This window comes from Terribium retamae, from assembly GCF_022347545.1.
GTDB classification, from domain to species: Bacteria; Pseudomonadota; Alphaproteobacteria; order Rhizobiales; family Rhizobiaceae; genus Mesorhizobium; species Mesorhizobium retamae.
Genome location: NZ_JAKREW010000004.1, coordinates 124,821 through 141,936, shown reverse-complemented (window position 1 = coordinate 141,936; position 17,116 = coordinate 124,821). Strand labels below are relative to the sequence as shown.

Genomic DNA, 17,116 nt, shown 5'->3' with positions numbered 1-17,116 from the left:
TGTCTGTCCTTCGATACCGTCAGATGAGAACCATGCCGCCGTCGACCACCAGGCTCTGGCCGGTCATGTAGTCGGAGGCGGAGGAGGCGAGGAAACAGGCAACCCCGACGAGGTCGTCGGACTTGGACGGACGGCCGAGAAGAATGTCAGCGGAGAAGGTCTCGAAAGCCTGGTTGTCGCGTTGTGTCAGTCCTTCATCGACAAAGCCCTTGTCGATCACCTTCCACATGTCGGTCGCCACGACGCCGGGACAGATGGCATTGACGTTGATCTGGTCCTTGCCGAAAGCGCGGGCGGCGGCTTGTGTCAGGGCGACGACGGCGAACTTGCTGGCGGAATAATGGGCGAGCGGCTCGTAGCCCTGCTTACCCGCAATCGACGCGGTGTTGATGATTTTGCCGCCCCGGCCCTGTGCGATCATCTGGCGGATAGCCTCCTGCATGCAGATCAGAACACCAAGCCCGTTGACATCCATCACCCGACGCCAGTCCTCGTCGCTGATTGAGAGGAATGGCTTCGTCTGGGCGATGCCGGCATTGTTGAAGATGACATCGAGCCTGCCGTTGGCTTCGACGGCTTTGGCGATCATGCCCTTGACGCTCTCACGGTCCGAGACGTCGGCGCTCACGCCGACGGCTTTGCCGCCACTATCGCGAATGCCTGAGGCAACGGCTTCGGCGGCCTCGCCATTGATGTCGGCAATCACCAGTGCGCCGCCCTGAGCGGCCAGCCCGCGCGCCATGGTCTCGCCGATGCCCCGGCCCGCGCCGGTGACGATGATGGAACGCCCTTCAAGGTCCCTGGACACATTTTCCTCCTGTCATTGTTGTTGAACGACAGGGATGCAAGGCGCGTGCCAACAGATCGGAGGAGGGAAATCAAGGGCTTGGCCGGCAAGTCTGTTGCAGCGCGCCGCTGCAACGCAACAGGTGTGGCGCAACAGCTGTTGCGCTTCAGTGCGGCTGGGAAATGCCGTGCCGCTTCAAGCGCCGGTGCACCGTCGACCGGTCGAGGCCGAGCCTGCGCGCGGCTTCCGAAACATTCCAGTCGCAAGCCACGAGCAATTGCCTGAGTGCCTGCGCATCCGCATCGGTTTCTTCATCGCATGAAAGATGCTCGGGCAGGTCCGCGAGCTCTATATGGCCCTGTTCGCAAAGCGCGGTCGCTACAGCGATGACATTATCGAGTTCGCGGATGTTGCCGGGCCAGGAATGGGCTTTCAGCGCCTGAATGGCCGCTCTTGACAGGGTTGGATTGTGGCCTTCGCTCGCATGGCGTTTGAGGACACGTTCGAGAAGCCAGTCGAAGTCTGACCTCTCGCGCAATGGCGGAAGCGCGATGGTCGCTGCATTGAGCCTGTAATAAAGATCCTCGCGAAAGCGGCCCTCACGCACCGCTTCGGGCAGGGAGTGGTGCGACGCCGAGACAATGCGCACGCGCACCGGCCGGGGTTCGGATGCCCCCACGGGCAGTACCTCCTGTTCGGCCAGTACCCGCAGAAGGCGGCTTTGCAGCGTGTAGGGCATGTCGCCGATCTCGTCGAGGAACAGCGTGCCGCCATCTGCCTGTTCGATCAGCCCCTTGCGCCCCTTGGTTGAGGCGCCGGTAAACGCACCGGGAACATGGCCGAACAATTCGCTTTCGATCAGCTGCTCGGGGATCGCCGCGCAATTGACGGCAACGAAGCGGCCCGAAAGTCCGCTGCCGTCATGCAGCGCACGGGCGAGATATTCCTTGCCCGTTCCCGTCTCCCCCTGGATGAGGATCGGCAGGCGTGTCCGGGCCAGCTTCGCCGCCTTTGCCTGAAGCGCGAGGATGGCGGGTTCATCGCCGCCGAGTCGACGTAGCGGAGAGGGGATTTGATGCCGTCCGGCTGTGCCTCGCCGTGCCCGCGTGTTGGGCTCGATCGCATGGGCAAAGAGCGCATTGCCGTCCCGTGCGAAAAGAACCCGTTCCTCGGTCGGCCGAATACGGGTCAAATCCGGAAGGCTGTCTATGTCCGTGTCGAAAAACAGCGAAAGCGGCTGGCCGAGCAGTGTGTCGGGCTGCCTCCAGTCGAGCCCCGAGGCACGGGCAAGAAGCTTTGCGCCGCCATGGGTCATGCCGATCACCCTGCCATTGGGGTCGATGGAAATGGCAGCTTCCGGATCGACGTCCAGAAATTCGGGTGAGCGCGCGAAACGCAGGACCCATTCATGGCGTGTATTGGCCATCAGGTTTGCAAGCTCGATGCGCCGTGCCGTAGCGTTCACCAGATGCAGGGCGAGATTCTGGCTGGCCTTGAGAATGGGCGAGCTCAGAAGCGAGATGTCGAGCACGGCGTTCAGCGATCCGCGCATGTCGTAGATGGGCGCTGCCGTGCAGGAAAGCGGCGTGTGCGTGTTGTCGAAATGATCGGTCTGATGAATGGTCAGCGCCTCGCCCGTCTCAAGGCATGCGCCGACGGCACAGGTACCGGCGCGCCCCTCTGACCATTCGGAGCCCATGTAGAGGCCTGCTTTGCGCAGATTGTTGTCGAATAATGGATCGCCCAGGAACTCGACCGTCACGCCCTGTCGGTCAGACAGAAGCAGCACGTAATTCTGCCCCGCCACCTGCTGGAAGAGGTGCTCCAGGCCCGAGCGGGCAATGTTGATGAGTTCCTCCGATTGTTGTCGGTGCTCGCGAAGCTTGTGCTCGGGGACGATGAAGGCCTCGCAATTCTGCGCCGGATCGAGCCGGTGCTGCTCCAGGCAACGCAACCAGGACTGCACGACAACCTCGTCGCGCCCGGTCGCCACCCCCATGCCGACATTCTCGATCTCACGGATGTGATCGGAGCGTGGAACCATCAAGCCGCATGGCCGCTTTGCGGCCATCCTCCTCTTCCTCCTTTGCCCATCAGGGCATCAAGCCGGAAAAATGTAAATGCTTCTTACGGTCGGCTGGCCAGCATCATCCTGGAACCGATCCGACCGACTTCCGAACTCTCTGGCTTGCAGAGGGGACAAAAGAACGTCTGGAACAACCGCAGTCTTGAATCCCCTGAGGCAGACTGGCCGGCTTTTACCGAGGCTCCTTCCGGCCGAGCTGCGGCATGCGGGAATGCGCTGGTTGCGACGGGCGCTGGATGGTTCCCTTGCCGGGGCTTCTCACCGTGAGATCGGTAAGGTTTTTTGTTCGGAACTGCCCGGATAGACCGCGATGGACGGACCCCGGCGGCCATGGATCGAGTTCCGCCTCGGGCAACAAAGACCGTTCCGTTGGCGAGCGGGTCTTCTTCATCTCGCGGGATCGGCCTGGCGTCGCCCCTGCCGATCGGTCATTGCGCGTAGACGGATTCGCGGATCATCTGCCAACCGCCCTTCTTGCGCCGCCAAACCTGGCTGAAGATCAGTTCGACCGGATTCTGATTGGCTTGCATGGTACGCTTTCCGACGACCATGCCGACGTCGCCGCTCTTGCTGGCATGCAGGTATTCAACGGTGTTCCCCTCTTGCGACGACGCGTCATTGTCACGTTGTCCCGCCAAGAACGAAATCACCGTCTGCTTGTCCAGCACCAGGGTTTCGCCACTGCTGTCGAGCCGATAGAGCAGAAAGTCATCGGAATAGAGCGAGCGCAGGACATCGGGATCATTGCGCGCGGCCTCGTCCAGCCGCCTGCAATTTTCAACAAGCTCGTAGTCCATCACTACCCCCTATATGCCTGCTCGAGATCGGCGATGATGATCTTCTTCATCTTGTACATGGCCTGCATGGCGCGCTCGGCTTTGGCCCGGTCCTTGTCGGCAATCATTTCGAGCAGGATCGTCGGCGTGACCTGCCAATAGACGCCGAACTTGTCCGTCAGCCAGCCGCAGGGCTGCTCCCGGCCGCCGTCGGCTATCAGCGCATTCCAGTAGTAGTCGGTTTCTGCCTGGTCGCCGGTCTCGACCAGAAACGAAAAGGCTTCGTTGTAGGTGACATGCGAGCCGGCATTGAGGGCTTGGATCGGGATTCCGGCCAGCTCGAAGCGGACAACCGACAGTTCCGGATCGGGCAACTTGGTTTGGCTCAAAGTCTTAGAGTCCTTGAATACCGACCGGTAGAACTCCATGGCTTCTTCGGCTCGGCCTTTGAACCAGAGGTGCGGGTAGATTTTCATGGCGTTGACCTTTCTGTCAGGGCATTTCGGGCCGATCAGCGGTTGAGTGGCTGGATCGAGCCATCCCACTCACGTTGGAAGCCGACATCCTGAAGCCGGTGGCCGGAGAAGCGTTCGAGGCGCTTCATCGCCTGGCGATCATGCAATTTGACGAACAGGTCATTGGCAGCGGCTACGAGCCGGTTGCATGCGGCGGCGATCGTTTCCGCGAAGTCGGCCAATACGGGAGATTGCGAGGGTGTAAGTGCGTAAATGTTTGTCATCTTAGGGCTCTTCCCGGAGTTCGTTGGGTTGTCCAAGGGGTGGAAATCGCTTGATTTCGCGGGATAAGCATGTGCAATTCGGGCTCGGACGACAAACGACTAATTCTTCGAAATTTGTAAGCAAAAGTTTCAAATGCGATGGCTCGTAAGCTGCCACCCTTGACCGCTCTTCCCGCTTTTGACGCGGCGGCACGTCATTTGAGCTTTACCAAGGCTGCCGATGAACTCCTCGTGACACACGCGGCCGTCAGTCGTGCGATCCGGAACCTGGAGGAGGTTTTGGGCACCCGGTTGTTTGAACGGCACACGCGCTCGGTGCGACTCACGCCTCAGGGTGCCGCGTATGTTGCCGAGATCGGTCCGGCGCTGGACCGCATTGCTGCTGCGACGATGGCCGCTTCGGCATCAAGGGCGGCGGGTGTCCTCACGGTCAGTACGTCCGACGGCTTTGCAGGCCGCTGGCTTGTTCCGCGGTTGCACCGCTTTCACAGCGCGCATCCGGATCTCGATGTGCGCCTGTCTACATCGGGTGTGCATGCCGACTTCATCAGGGATGGGATCGACATCGCCATTCGCTATGGCATGGGCGACTATCAGGGCGTGGTTTCAGAATTTCTGGCTGACGAGGACGTTTCACCTGTCTGCAGCCCTTCATTGCTCGAAGGCAAACACCCGTTGCGCACGCCAGCCGATCTTCGACACCACAGACTCATCCATGACAATTTTCAACTCGGTTGGGAGAAGTGGTTCCACGAAGTTGGTATCGATGACATCAAGCCGGACGGTGGCGTGAAATTCGACTCCGCCGTCTACGCGGTCGAGGCGGCCGTGTACGGTGAGGGGGTTCTTCTCGGCAGAAGTGCGCTCGTCTCAGCGGATTTGGCAGCAGGGAGGTTGGTGCGTCCCTTCGATATCTCCCTCAAATCGAGATGGAGCTACTATGTGGTCTATCCCGAAGGCGCCTTGAGACAGAAGAAGGTCAAGGCGTTTCGCGACTGGCTGTTTGCGGAAATGGCTGCCTGACCCCCGGGGTGTCAGCGTCTGAACGCGCCTCCAATGTGCCCGGTCCAGGTGGCTGCGGACCGCTCTGAGGGCCCGACTCGTTTCTCGTGCCGGATCGGTGCCCAGAATGTCCTGTACCGTCTCTTCTTCGCTCGCATTGTCAAATCTCGACAACCGAATTGCCTCTCATGCATGGAAATTCGTGAGTCTTTGCGCGCAATCTGCGTCGTGGAAACGTGCTGACCTGGCGATTGCCGACCGCCTCAAGGCGCTACGATAAGAAGCAGATAGGCGAAGAACACCACCAGATGCACAAGACCGGTCAGCACCGTCGTTCGTCCGGTTCCGAAGCTGACGATGCTGGTGCCCAGCGCAACCACAAGTAAAACCGTATCTCCCGAGCTCAGACCAAGTGTCAATGAGCGCCCGGTCAGAAGGCCGGCAGTGGCGACAACGGGAATGGTCAATCCGATGGTTGCGCAGGCTGAGCCCAGCGCGATGTTTAGGCTGCGTTGCAATTCGTTCCGGAGCGCTGCCTTGATGGCAGCAACCGATTCCGGCATGAGAACCAGTGTGGCGATGAACGCGCCGACCACCGCGTCCGACTGTTCGATGCCAAGGCTCACGAGGCCATCCTCCAGGCCGGCGGCTGCGTTTTCCGCCAGCAGGACTATCCCGACAAGACCGATCACAAGAAGGGCAGAACTGACTGCCACGCCTTTGCCTCGATCATCCCGGCGTTCTGCTGTCGAGAGAGCCATATCCTCCACAAAATCCGCTCGATAGCGCTTCATCTGCGCCAGCACAAAGCTGCCGTACAAGAGGATCGAAAGGATGCTCACAAACTCCATTTGCGTAGGGGAGAAAGTGCCTGGGTCGCTGGCAAGCGTGAAATTCGGCAGGACGAGGGTAAAGCCGGTCAAGGCGATCAGCATAGCCAGAAAGGCGCTCGTTCCTTGCCTCTTGAGATCCTGATGGCGATGGCGCCAACCGCCAAGCGTGATACACACGCCGACCACGCCGGCACAAACGATCATCACGGTGGAGAAAACGGACTCCCGGGCGAGCGTGGGATTGTTTGCACCGTGAAGCATCATTGAGACGATCAGGGATGCCTCGATCGTGGTAACCGACAGTGTCAGAACAAGGGTGCCGTAGGGTTCGCCGACATGATGTGCGACGGTCTCGGCATGGCGCAGGACGACGAAGACCGTTGCGACGAGGAGTCCGATGGTCATCGCTATGAGCGCCATCCTGAATGGCAGATTGGCATCGTCCATTGGAAATTCGCCAAAGGCGAGCGAAACAATCAGGGCAAATACGGGAAGTCCGACGTTGACGGCAATTTTACGATCAAGGTTCATCGTGAGTAATCTTCCGGCCGGGCTCAGCTGAATCGACGCATCGGATTGCCCGCGTGTGCATATTGTGCCGGAGCGGGCTTAGGTGTCGAGACGGCCAACTCGACCTTGTCGCACAGCATCTGCTCTGATTCCTTAGGCAGGGGAAATCGCATTGATTCGCATACTCGTTGCTCGCTTCGCGCAGCGGAGCGAGCACTTGTCGTAGGAGAGGCCAATGACCGCCAAGCCAGAAATATTGGAAATGAAGCCCAAGATCACGATCTTCGGGGTTGGCGGCGCGGGTGGAAACGCCATCAACAACATGATTGTCGAAGACTTACAGGGCGTCGAGTTCGTTGCGGCCAACACCGATGCCCAGGCTTTGGCCATGTCGAAGTCATCGCGGCTGATCCAGCTTGGCGCTCACGTGACCGAGGGCCTGGGCGCTGGCTCCATGCCTCAGGTCGGTGCCGCCGCTGCGGAAGAATCGATCGATGAAGTCATGGATCATCTCGCCGGCACCCACATGTGTTTCATTACCGCAGGCATGGGAGGCGGCACCGGGACAGGGGCTGCGCCGATCATCGCGCGCGCTGCGCGCAGTGCCGGCATTTTGACGGTGGCGGTTGTTACAAAGCCTTTCGCGTTTGAAGGCAAACGCAGGATGCAAGCGGCCGAAGAGGGCATAGAGCGCCTGCGCGAGAGCGCTGACACCGTCATCGTAATCCCGAACCAAAACCTTTTCAGGATTGCCGACTCCAAGACCACCTTTGCCGATGCGTTTGTCATGGCCGATGGCGTGCTCTTCGCTGGTGTCAGGTGCATCACGGATCTCATCGTTAAGGAGGGCCTGATCAATCTGGATTTCGCCGATGTGAGATCAGTGATGAAAGACATGGGGCGCGCGATGATGGGGACCGGGGAAGCATCGGGGCAGGGCCGTGCAAAAGCGGCGGCGGAAGCTGCAATCGCCAATCCGCTCCTCGACGAAGCCTCCATGAGCGGCGCTCGCGGCTTGCTGGTGTCGATCTGCGGCGGCACCGACATGACCCTATTCGAAGTCGACGAGGCCGCAACCCGGATACGGGAGGAGGTGGACGCCGATGCCGACATCATTGTCGGTGCTATCTTCGACCCGGCCTTTTCGGGAAAATTCCGCGTTTCGGTCGTCGCTACAGGGATACGCAAGCGCGTCGAGACAGAACAGCTCCAGCGGATCGCATAGCGGCTGGGGTCACCGAGATCTATGCCAGATTCGACCCGGACTGCCTGGCCCGTGGCAGTCGAGCTGTCGACGACTATTTCAAGGACCTGGGCCTTCTTCAAACATCGCGACGGCGATTCTGGCAAATTTGCGCAGATTAACGTGCCACCTGCGTTGCAGTCGGGCGCAATTCGCCCGCCGCAAAATTTGAAAACTTCTCGATATCAAGTGGTTGGATGGTGGGCGTGACAGGGATTGAACCTGTGACCCCTACGATGTCAACGTAGTGCTCTCTTTCTCTGTCGGTTAGTCCATGGTTGAGAAATATCTATTCTATTCAATCACATAGAGTAGGTCAGTCTCGAACGGGAAGTCTGGTTTTCGGCTGCTGTCACAACTCAGTCACAGCGAGAACCGAAATGGCTACTTTTCGAAGGCGTAACGGGAGATGGCAAGTCCAAGTCAGGCGAAAGGGCTTCCCTCCAATCTCCAAATCCTTCCTATCAAAAGGGGATGCTCGGGAATGGGCTAGGTTGATCGAAGGGCAGGCAGACCGGCAAGAACTCGGGCCATGTCGAAAAGCCCTCAAAGATATACTTCTGTCTGAACTTGTCACCAGATACAGGGATGAAGTCGTCTCAAAGAAGCGATCCTCCGAGGTAGAGACGATTATCCTGAATCGCTTCCTTCAAGACCCGATATGTCGAAAGCCTCTCTCCGATCTCACGACAGCCGACTTTGCAGCGTATCGAGACAAGCGGCTGAAAGAGCCCAGGCACCAGAACATTGCCTTTGGTTCTTCTGAGGGCCGCAAAAGCTCCGCTCCGATAACGGCAAAATCTCTGAAGCGGCAACTTTCTCCACTCAGCAACATGTTCCGTCATGCCTCTGTCGAGTGGGAAATCCCAGTCTCAAACCCGTTAGACGCCTTGAAGCTTCGTGTCATCGACAACAAGAGGGAAAGACGGCTTCAAAGTGGCGACATTCGTCCTGATGGGACCCGTGGACCTTCAGAGGAGGAAAGGCTTATCCAGTCGGCCAGAAAGTGCCGAAACACTTATGTCCTTCCTATCATTCTTTTCGCCCTAGAGACGGCCATGAGACGCGGTGAGATATTGGCGATACAATTCCGCCATGTCGATTTCGAACGCTCCTCTCTGGTCATCCCTGAGTCAAAGAGCGGCTATTCCCGGGTGATCCCTCTGACTAATAGAGCGATTGCCATTTTGTCGGCAGTCAAAAAGGACGATGCTAGGGGAACCGACCGGGCATTTCCGACGACAGCGCTAGCTCTCCGTCTCGCATGGGACAAACTGCTGAAGAGGGCTGGCTTAGATGATCTGAATTTCCACGATCTCCGACATGAGGCGATCTCAAGGCTGTTTGAACTCGGCTTGACTGTCCCAGAGGTGGCTTCAATTTCCGGTCATAGGACACTCGCCCAACTGATGAGATATTCCCATGCGAACCAAGGGGCTGTTAGGGCGAAGCTATTGAGTCGGAGACAAGAGGAGACGTTGTGTCTTAAGCAAGTCAAGTCTCCAAGGGTGGATGAGCTCAAGGCGATACCCTTGGTTGATAATAACCATTTGATATAGTTATCTTTTCTGATCCTCTTTGACTTTGTACACATTGGGTTCCTTGATACCTCTACATAACCGTAGACTTTACAGGCCCTTGGACCCCTCCTTGGGCCTATTCTTTTACTTTAGTCCTGATACCCAACAGGTTTTGCATTTTTCTTCCAAGTGGATCTCTTCTTCCTCTCTATTCCGAATTTGAGTGATATCTTTTCATCAATATTATTTGCAGTTTTGGCGCAAACGTTCGACAGTAAAGCGAGTTTTTCGTAATCAAAGGAAATTCTCTTCCCCACTGTATATGTCTTATTGATGTATTTCATCTTTTCGACAAAAACCCTGTCGGCAATACCTCTGTTGTGCACATAAATATTTCTTGTTTCGATAAATTGCTTCATATAATCCTTGTCATCTTTTTCGACAAACATATCGACCCCAAGAGAGTCGGAAATAAATTTTTCTATTTCATCAATTCCTTTGTAGGAAAGTGAATGAACTTTCTGCTCTACAATATGATTGATAAGGTCGCGTTTCTTCTTGAAAAGAAATAACTCCTCAATTTTTATTGTTTGTCCGGATTTAACTATCTCCGGCTTTCTTTTCATTGACTCTTGAATAATTTCTGAAATGTACCACAAAAATGAATCTATTATTCCTGTCAAAAGATTCTTGCTTGAAATATAGGCTCTGTCTTTTAATCGTTTGAAGTTTTCTCCAGAGAATTCTTCCTCTTCATTTTCGTCATCTTGATTCATAGCTTTGTTGTCGATTTTATTTAACGCCCTGCTTGCGATTTTTTGAACTTTATCTGCTGTTGCGGCCAAGTTAATAGTGTGGAGAAAGTGGTCCAAAATCATAGAATGGTCATGTAGGAATAAATATAGAGGGCGGGAGCAAATCAAGTCATCCTTCGGAAAGTAAGGTACCTCGAAGGATTCTAAATTTCTTGGCGCTTTGATCGTTGAGTTTGTGCTTTGCTCGTTGTCCATACTCTCTCTTCCTCCCCCTTGTTTCACAGAATAGAATATTAAGCATAAATTGGCCGGATCGGGATATACGAAAAATCATATTCCTATCTATGCTGTCAAACTATTTTCTTTAATGGAAACTAATACATATGACTCCGGTTTAGTTGATCGCGAATTCAGGTAATTTGGAAGTCTACTCCATTTTTTATTTGACTTTCTTGTCGGAATGTGTTATAATAGGGTGTAATTAGATTTGGTTTTCACCTCTTCTAGTTTGGCCGTTTCGGCAACCTTCCAAAACAATTGCTTCACTCAAGCCGCAGGGTCAGCAAGCGAGCTTGCCTCGCGATAAGCCTTCGACGTGTGAAGCCTTCAAGGAGATAATGATTACAATTGAAGAAGCGACTCCGTCGCCTGCTACGTTACATACAATTGCAACGCCTGAATTATCTTACGTCGGCAACGACGCCTATCACTGGACGGTCATCGAGATATCGACCGGGGACAAGAAGTCTCGAAGAGGTCACGTCCGAATTCACAAAAATCAATACCACCACTTCTGGCTAGAATTCATCGGGCTTGAAGCCCCGGCTGAGCTTGCTGGTTCCTATACGACCAACCAAGGGGCGCTGCACGCCCTTCGTGACTGTTGTGAAAAGCACGGCTGGACTCTCGGAATTACGCATATTTCAAAGGACGGTAAGAAGTCCCTTCGGGCAAATCTAAAAGCTATTTAACTAAACATCATTTTAATAATAAGAAAGAAAAATAATGTCAGTTTCATTCAATGTTCTCGATAAGAATATTCTCTCTAAGCCTATCGAAAAAATGTCCAAGGCGGAGAGGGAACTCCTTAAACTTCGAACTCAACAGGTAGCTGAAGCTATCACCGGTAGCGGTATGGACAGCACCCTTGTTGCTTATCAAATCCTCGAAGCTCGGGGGGCGATTCCTAAAGGCTCCGTCCAGAACTTGCTCGATTCCATCAAGGCGGAAGATGAGCGCCCTTCCTCCGGTAAATCCCCATTCGCTGAACAACGAGGCAGCCAGAGTCGAGGTTCGCTAGGTGGTCGAGGCTGGGAATGAAAGCCCGTCCGGTCCGAATTTCAGGGGATCGGGAAAACGGCTTTCTTGTTCATGTCCCTATCGGTCGTGATGGGGTCAATGAAGCCACTCTTGATCTCGACGATTACAACGAACTCGTGTCGTTCAAAGTCTATCCAAACTGGCAGCTTCGGGGAGGGCAGGTAGGAGCTAGAGGGCCACTCGGAATCGAAGTCCTGATAGCCCGCGTCTTGACGAATGCTGAGCCGGGTCAGCGTGTACTCTATGTGGATGGCAGTCCGTTCAATCTTCGTCGGGGCAATCTCGATCTTCAGGATTGGGGATCGTCTATCCGTCACGACAGGGGAGAACTGATCGAAGCTCACGCTGAGTTCGAGCGGAGGAAGCTTATAGAGGTCGCTGCTGGTTCCTATCATCCACGGTTCTGGAAGCCTGAGATATTCCAACCCGACAGGATCACCAAGCCAAGGCAACCCGGTGCGAGGACCCTTGGTCCGAACTTCATTCCCATCAAGGCAAAGGCACTTCCTGTCGCCTAACAGATGGCCACTTAGGGCCGAATTTCGAGGGGGTCAGTGTCCTATCGCGGCCCCCTTCAGTTCTGAATTTTCACGACCGATAACTAATTGATTTTAATAGTAATTTCGAGAGCCATTTTTCCTAAGTGGCCACACTTCCATTGATATTTGAAGGATTTTAAAATGAACGAAATTGTTGCGCCCGAATACAAGTCGAGGAAACGCCTCAGGTCAGAGAAAGCGGCAGTCAGATATCTTGATGAATATTTAGACCTCCCTCATGGCAGAAGGCAGAAAGCTAGGGGGAGGATACGTTCATCCCTTCGACCACTCGTTGAAGCCAAGAAAATCATTCGAGAGGTTTTCATCGGGGCTGGATCGGACAGTGATCCTGATTTCTCTGATGTCCAAGAGCTTCGGGTCCGGCTGATCCATCGTGATCACATGCTGTGCCAGGAACAAGTGTCTTGGTTGAAAAAGCTGGATCGGAGTATTGCCGCCAATTCGCTCTCACGTGCTGCGTTCAAGCAGGAAGCTGCTGAGCTTTTGTCTATGCCGAACTCCCTCCCGTTGCAGCACAGGAAGGACGAACTCGTTTTCAGTCAACAGTCCGGACGACCTGATACGTCAGCGAGTTTCGCGGCATGACGGTCGAAGGGTACTCCGTATCGATAGGCAAGGATATTTCCGCAACCCTCCGGGACGGGAAGCTTCTGATCCTTCGTCGTGGCGCCGTCCAAGAGTTCGATTCCATCAAAGGATTTGTCGACAGCGTTCGTCGAAGAGGTGGGGCTGTGAACAAGGAGACGTTTGCGGCTCTCCTAAGCCTTTGGCGACAAGAGCAGGAGGCAGATGAACCGAAACAGACAGCAAGCGAGCTTGCCTCGCGTAAAGAAGAAAGGGGAACGCGACATTGGCTGACTTGATGGCCGCCAGACGTTTTTTGCAATTGCTAGACCAGACGACGACAGATTTCACATTCCAGACATTTGACGACAAGGATCGGAGTAACAGGGATTTAGTGCGCCTGCTGCACGGCAGCCTTGATAAGCACGCGGACGAACTAGAGCGTTTGAATTCCCATGGTGCTGGCGTCTTTGTGGCCGTCAACCAAACAGACGGTAAGGGCAGGAAGACAGATAATATCACTCATATTCGGGGTATCTGGCACGAGGACGATGAAGGGCGGCTAGATGAGTTCCCCCTCGCTCCGTCTTTGGTTGTCGAATCCAGTCCCGGCAAGTTCCATCGCTATTGGCTGTTAGAGAGCGGTGCCGACGTGCTGTCCGAATTCGGGGAACTCTTTCCTCACGTGATGGACACGATGGTCCAAGACTATGGTTCCGATCCGAACGCAAAAGACCTCTCTCGCGTCCTCCGGCTCCCCGGGTTCTTGCATCAGAAAGCTGAGCCCCACCTAGTCAGGGTGATCGATGGGGACAGGAAACGTTACTCACAGGGAGAAATTCTCGACGCATTTCCACCGACTGAAAGGGCCGATCTGTCAGAGGATGGGACGGATGGCGTGGAGAGCAAAATCCAAAGGTGGGATTCTCGAACGGCTGAGAGGGTGAAGTCTGCCCTGACTGTTGTGCCTGCCGAGAATCGGAATGCTTGGTTCCGCTATGGCGGGGCTATCTACGATGCTTGTTCTGGGGGTGATGACGGCTTTCAGATTTGGGACGATTGGTCCCGGAAGACGACTGCTGGAAACTATTCCGCCAAGGCGCAGTTTCGGCACTGGGTTATCGAATTCAAGCGGCAAGCGAATAAGCGGGCAGGACTTGGAAGCATCTTCTTTGATGCGAGACAGAGAGGATGGGATGAGACGTCTGTCCATTCTCTGCCTGAAGTTAGTGTCCCGCCCGCATCTACTGCCGATCCCGGTCGGCTGACCTCAGAGACAATGGCGGACCTCCGGGAGAGCTTTGACCGCTTTAGCCACAACCCATCACTGGCACAGATGGGCGGACTGAAGGACCTTGTGAGCCACCTCGAAGCGATGGCAAACGGCACGGCTGACAGTCTTTTCTATCTGACCAGTCTGGACCCCGGTGTTGGCAAGACACAATCGATCACGCATTTTACGAAGCGACTGCTGAAGTCCAAGCTTCATAAGGATGTCTCTGTCCTGATCTGTCTTGGACGACTGGCGGAAATCAAATCGCTTGTCGAGGATATGGGACTTGAGAAGCATGACTTCGGTGTTTTGGTGGCGGACACGGAAGGGAACAAGGAGCTTTCGCTTCTAGGCAATCCAGTCACGGACTCCGCCCGGGTTTTGTTCACGACGCAACAGATGCTTGAATCCCGGATGAAGCGGGCGGAAGGCTTCTGTGAGGCCAGAGACTTCTTTTACCGTGGAAGGCCACGACAGGTCCGATTGTGGGATGAGGCGTGTTTGCCGGCGCGGCCGTACTACCTCCGCGTGGATGCAATGAAGAAGCTGCTGGAGGAGGCAGGACGACAACGTAAAGACATCCACGACACACTATCGAAAATCATCAGCGAGATCGAAACAGCGCAAGATGGGTCTATCTATGACATTCCGGACCTTGAAGCCGCCTTCAGCCTGAACTCAGCTCTTGCAATGTACAGCGAGGAGACCAAGGCGACACAGAATGTAGCTAACGACCTATGGTCGCTATCGGGCAAGCCTGTCGTGATCCAACGCGCCGGGAAAGATAATATCTTCGTCCATTACGAGAACACCCTACCTGATGATTTGAAACCGGTTCTGATCTGTGACGCATCCGGGCGTGTCAGGCAGACTTATTCTCATTGGTCGGAGGGTCGGGGCGATCTAGTGCAACTCCGTCATGCCCCCAAGTCATATGAAAATCTTACTGTCCACGTGTGGCGACGAGGGGGAGGGAAAGAGGCTTGGAAGAATGATGACGGGACCCTGATTAATGGCATCGTCGACACGATCGATTCAAAGCCTGACGAAGAATTCTTGATCCTTCACCATATGGAGAACCATCGGTTTCGAAAGGACATCCCGTCCCTGATAAGGGGGAGGGCAGAGAATCCCGATAGGCTGCATTTTGCCCATTGGGGTGGGGAGGATTACCGAGCAACGAACCGCTTCAAGGATGTAAAGAACGTCATTCTTGCCGGAACACTCTTTTACGAACACGGCCACTACGACGCGCTTGGCAGGCTATCCCGGGGCATGGGGTCAGACGAAAAGCTGGATAAGGAAGTCCGCAAAGAGATCGAGCGTGGTGAACATGCTCAAACGATTCTTCAGGCTTTGTGTCGTGGCTCAGTTCGAAAGAGCATCGGCCCTGCTTGTGGCGAATGTAATGCCTATGTGATCGCGAACCCGAATTCAGGCATACCGAAAATGCTGGAAGACGGTGTAATCTTCCCTAACTCCAAGGTGGTTGATTGGTCCCCTGTCGAGCGGAAGCTAACCGGGAAAGTCAAAGAGGCTGTCGAGTTCATATCTTGGGATTTATCGAGAAACCCAAAGGGGCAGCTTTCTTCACGTGCGGTATTGGCCAAGCTGGGGGTAGATCAGCGAGATTGGCAAAGCGACATCATCAACCACCGGGATTTCGAAGGTGCGCTGTCCTCTAAGGGGATATCCTTGATCAGACGGAAAGGCCGGGGAGGGTCTTACTTTGAACGGCGGCCCTAAAGGATCGCTTCTATCGAAGCTGTACGAGTGAGGGATTGATATCCTTAGGTGAAATAAATAACGGGAAGTCACCCTAATGTATTATCTTTAGAGTACTTTCCCGTTATTAATTATTACGTAAATGTCATGAAGGTATCATAAAGGTATATATTGGGGTGGTTTCATGACATTAAATAAATGTGGTGCATTTTGGATGCCTTGGTTGCTATTTCTTTTATTTTCAACCTAACACTCGAACAAGCATAGAGTCGCCCGACCCGGAAAACCCATAATTTCAGTGAGAATATTTCGAGGGGTCATACCCTTAAAAGCGTAGGGGGTGGTTCCCCCGGGTACCGGCCCTAGGGGTGGGGCCTATGTGACGGTCACGACTCGGAGCTAGTCCGCTGTCACACCTTTGTCACACCTGCTTCGCTTGGAGCCTATGGTTCATGCCAATCTGCTCTCGCTGGGGATGATGCGCGGCGTCGGCTGTTTGAATGGGCGTGTTGCTTGAGGAAAGGTCGTTGTCTCTGACGGAACGGAGGAGTAGACTACGTAAGCAGCTGATTTATCAGCCTTTCCGTTGAGGGCTCTGCCCGACGTGCGGGGACACTACGGACCACTGAAGGGTATTTTTAGAGGTCTGGATGGTGGGCGTGACAGGGATTGAACCTGTGACCCCTACGATGTCAACGTAGTGCTCTCCCGCTGAGCTACACGCCCATCCGACGCCGCGCATACACCACTTTTGTTTCGGCGCGTCAATAGCGAGAACAGCGAAAGAAAGCCGACATCCAAAATGTCGTGATGGCGGCGGCGGCGTCTGCATGGGTTTTGCAGCAGCTTGGCTGCTGCATTCACTGCTGGCAGTGCAATCTTGCGGCGGGTGGCTGGCCAGTTCGGAAACGAATCGACCACACAGATATGCACAGGCGTGCGGAAGCGACGCCACTGAAACAGCTGCAATGAAGGTTTGGTTGAAATGGCCGCTTACGCGGCGTGCAGCATTTTCTCGACTTCGTTGACGAGGTCGCGCAGATGGAAGGGTTTCGACAGAACCTTGGCGTCGCGTGGCGCCTTCGAATCGGGGTTCAGTGCCACGGCGGCAAAGCCGGTGATGAACATGACCTTGAGGTCCGGATCGATCTCGGTGGCGCGGCGGGCCAATTCGATGCCGTCCATCTCCGGCATGACGATATCGGTCAAAAGCAGCGAAAACGGCTCTTCGCGCAGGCGCTCATAGGCGCTGGCGCCATTGTCGAAATCACTGACCTGGTAGCCGGCGCGCTCAAGCGCCTTCACCAGAAACCGGCGCATGTCATCGTCGTCTTCCGCCAGCAGGATGCGTGTCATTCTCGTCCCGTCCGAATCATCCCCCGGGAATTGTGCAGAACAATCCCGTTAACCATCCCGTATATGG

Annotated in this window: 16 protein-coding genes and 1 tRNA gene; 8 read left to right on the top strand and 9 right to left on the bottom strand. The window is 55.0% G+C overall.

The window, feature by feature from the left end:
- Positions 1–19 precede the first annotated feature (19 nt).
- From L4923_RS07045 to L4923_RS07025, 5 genes are all read right to left on the bottom strand, one after another.
- Positions 20–808, bottom strand: coding sequence for an SDR family NAD(P)-dependent oxidoreductase (locus tag L4923_RS07045; RefSeq protein ID WP_239363064.1), 789 nt, complete (start codon positions 806–808; stop codon positions 20–22).
- A gap of 145 nt (positions 809–953) precedes the next feature.
- The gene (locus L4923_RS07040; protein WP_239363213.1) at positions 954–2,831 is read right to left on the bottom strand and encodes a sigma-54-dependent Fis family transcriptional regulator; all 1,878 of its coding nucleotides are present in this window, start codon (positions 2,829–2,831) and stop codon (positions 954–956) included.
- 470 nt (positions 2,832–3,301) lie between these two features.
- Complete coding sequence (locus L4923_RS07035) at positions 3,302–3,670, bottom strand: nuclear transport factor 2 family protein (RefSeq protein ID WP_239363063.1); 369 nt, start codon at positions 3,668–3,670, stop codon at positions 3,302–3,304.
- 2 nt (positions 3,671–3,672) lie between these two features.
- A complete protein-coding gene (locus L4923_RS07030; RefSeq protein WP_239363062.1) occupies positions 3,673–4,125 on the bottom strand; it encodes a VOC family protein in 453 nt (150 codons plus the stop codon).
- Positions 4,126–4,160: 35 nt separating this feature from the next.
- Positions 4,161–4,388, bottom strand: a complete 228-nt coding sequence (locus tag L4923_RS07025; RefSeq protein ID WP_239363061.1) for a hypothetical protein — start codon at positions 4,386–4,388, stop codon at positions 4,161–4,163.
- Between the two features lie 138 nt (positions 4,389–4,526).
- On the opposite strand from L4923_RS07025, the gene L4923_RS07020 reads away from it, so the two are divergent.
- The gene (locus L4923_RS07020) at positions 4,527–5,411 is read left to right on the top strand and encodes a transcriptional regulator GcvA (protein WP_239363060.1); all 885 of its coding nucleotides are present in this window, start codon (positions 4,527–4,529) and stop codon (positions 5,409–5,411) included.
- A 242-nt stretch (positions 5,412–5,653) separates the two neighbouring features.
- On the opposite strand, the gene L4923_RS07015 is transcribed toward L4923_RS07020, so the two are convergent.
- The gene (locus L4923_RS07015; RefSeq protein WP_239363058.1) at positions 5,654–6,754 is read right to left on the bottom strand and encodes a calcium:cation antiporter; all 1,101 of its coding nucleotides are present in this window, start codon (positions 6,752–6,754) and stop codon (positions 5,654–5,656) included.
- A gap of 214 nt (positions 6,755–6,968) precedes the next feature.
- Between L4923_RS07015 and ftsZ the strand changes: the two genes are divergently transcribed.
- Entirely contained in the window at positions 6,969–7,958 is a 990-nt protein-coding gene (ftsZ, locus tag L4923_RS07010) for a cell division protein FtsZ (protein WP_239363056.1), read from the top strand.
- 512 nt (positions 7,959–8,470) lie between these two features.
- The gene (locus L4923_RS07005; protein ID WP_239363054.1) at positions 8,471–9,535 is read left to right on the top strand and encodes a site-specific integrase; all 1,065 of its coding nucleotides are present in this window, start codon (positions 8,471–8,473) and stop codon (positions 9,533–9,535) included.
- A gap of 110 nt (positions 9,536–9,645) precedes the next feature.
- Here the strand turns inward: L4923_RS07005 and L4923_RS07000 are convergent, their stop codons facing one another.
- On the bottom strand, positions 9,646–10,506 hold the full coding sequence (locus L4923_RS07000; protein WP_239363052.1) for a hypothetical protein: 861 nt from the start codon (positions 10,504–10,506) through the stop codon (positions 9,646–9,648).
- Between the two features lie 362 nt (positions 10,507–10,868).
- Here L4923_RS07000 and L4923_RS06995 point away from each other — a divergent pair, with 362 nt between their 5' ends.
- The 5 genes from L4923_RS06995 to L4923_RS06975 all read left to right on the top strand — a co-directional run bounded on the left by L4923_RS06995 (position 10,869) and on the right by L4923_RS06975 (position 15,714).
- Positions 10,869–11,222, top strand: a complete 354-nt coding sequence (locus tag L4923_RS06995; RefSeq protein WP_239363050.1) for a hypothetical protein — start codon at positions 10,869–10,871, stop codon at positions 11,220–11,222.
- A 34-nt stretch (positions 11,223–11,256) separates the two neighbouring features.
- A complete protein-coding gene (locus L4923_RS06990; RefSeq protein ID WP_239363048.1) occupies positions 11,257–11,571 on the top strand; it encodes a hypothetical protein in 315 nt (104 codons plus the stop codon).
- On the top strand, positions 11,568–12,089 hold the full coding sequence (locus L4923_RS06985) for a hypothetical protein (RefSeq protein WP_239363047.1): 522 nt from the start codon (positions 11,568–11,570) through the stop codon (positions 12,087–12,089). The genes L4923_RS06990 and L4923_RS06985 overlap by 4 nt, the downstream gene beginning before the upstream one ends.
- Positions 12,090–12,251: 162 nt before the next feature.
- Positions 12,252–12,716: a hypothetical protein gene (locus tag L4923_RS06980; RefSeq protein ID WP_239363046.1), complete on the top strand. Its 465-nt coding sequence runs from the start codon at positions 12,252–12,254 to the stop codon at positions 12,714–12,716.
- 265 nt (positions 12,717–12,981) lie between these two features.
- The gene (locus L4923_RS06975; protein ID WP_239363045.1) at positions 12,982–15,714 is read left to right on the top strand and encodes a DNA-primase RepB domain-containing protein; all 2,733 of its coding nucleotides are present in this window, start codon (positions 12,982–12,984) and stop codon (positions 15,712–15,714) included.
- A 630-nt stretch (positions 15,715–16,344) separates the two neighbouring features.
- Here L4923_RS06975 and L4923_RS06970 read toward each other — a convergent pair.
- Together L4923_RS06970 and cpdR are read right to left on the bottom strand one after the other, a co-directional pair.
- Positions 16,345–16,419 (bottom strand) — tRNA-Val (locus L4923_RS06970).
- Between the two features lie 267 nt (positions 16,420–16,686).
- Positions 16,687–17,049 (bottom strand): cell cycle two-component system response regulator CpdR, encoded by a 363-nt coding sequence (cpdR, locus tag L4923_RS06965; protein WP_101938666.1) that lies wholly within the window; start codon positions 17,047–17,049, stop codon positions 16,687–16,689.
- Positions 17,050–17,116 lie beyond the last annotated feature (67 nt).

Coding starts and splice junctions, on each gene's coding strand:
- L4923_RS07040 (WP_239363213.1), bottom strand. CDS start 2,831: ATGGTTCCACGCTCCGATCACATCCGTGAGATCGAGAATGTCGGCATG.
- L4923_RS07035 (WP_239363063.1), bottom strand. CDS start 3,670: ATGGACTACGAGCTTGTTGAAAATTGCAGGCGGCTGGACGAGGCCGCG.
- L4923_RS07030 (WP_239363062.1), bottom strand. CDS start 4,125: ATGAAAATCTACCCGCACCTCTGGTTCAAAGGCCGAGCCGAAGAAGCC.
- L4923_RS07025 (WP_239363061.1), bottom strand. CDS start 4,388: ATGACAAACATTTACGCACTTACACCCTCGCAATCTCCCGTATTGGCC.
- L4923_RS07020 (WP_239363060.1), top strand. CDS start 4,527: ATGGCTCGTAAGCTGCCACCCTTGACCGCTCTTCCCGCTTTTGACGCG.
- L4923_RS07015 (WP_239363058.1), bottom strand. CDS start 6,754: ATGAACCTTGATCGTAAAATTGCCGTCAACGTCGGACTTCCCGTATTT.
- ftsZ (WP_239363056.1), top strand. CDS start 6,969: ATGACCGCCAAGCCAGAAATATTGGAAATGAAGCCCAAGATCACGATC.
- L4923_RS07000 (WP_239363052.1), bottom strand. CDS start 10,506: ATGGACAACGAGCAAAGCACAAACTCAACGATCAAAGCGCCAAGAAAT.
- L4923_RS06995 (WP_239363050.1), top strand. CDS start 10,869: ATGATTACAATTGAAGAAGCGACTCCGTCGCCTGCTACGTTACATACA.
- L4923_RS06990 (WP_239363048.1), top strand. CDS start 11,257: ATGTCAGTTTCATTCAATGTTCTCGATAAGAATATTCTCTCTAAGCCT.
- L4923_RS06985 (WP_239363047.1), top strand. CDS start 11,568: ATGAAAGCCCGTCCGGTCCGAATTTCAGGGGATCGGGAAAACGGCTTT.
- L4923_RS06980 (WP_239363046.1), top strand. CDS start 12,252: ATGAACGAAATTGTTGCGCCCGAATACAAGTCGAGGAAACGCCTCAGG.
- cpdR (WP_101938666.1), bottom strand. CDS start 17,049: ATGACACGCATCCTGCTGGCGGAAGACGACGATGACATGCGCCGGTTT.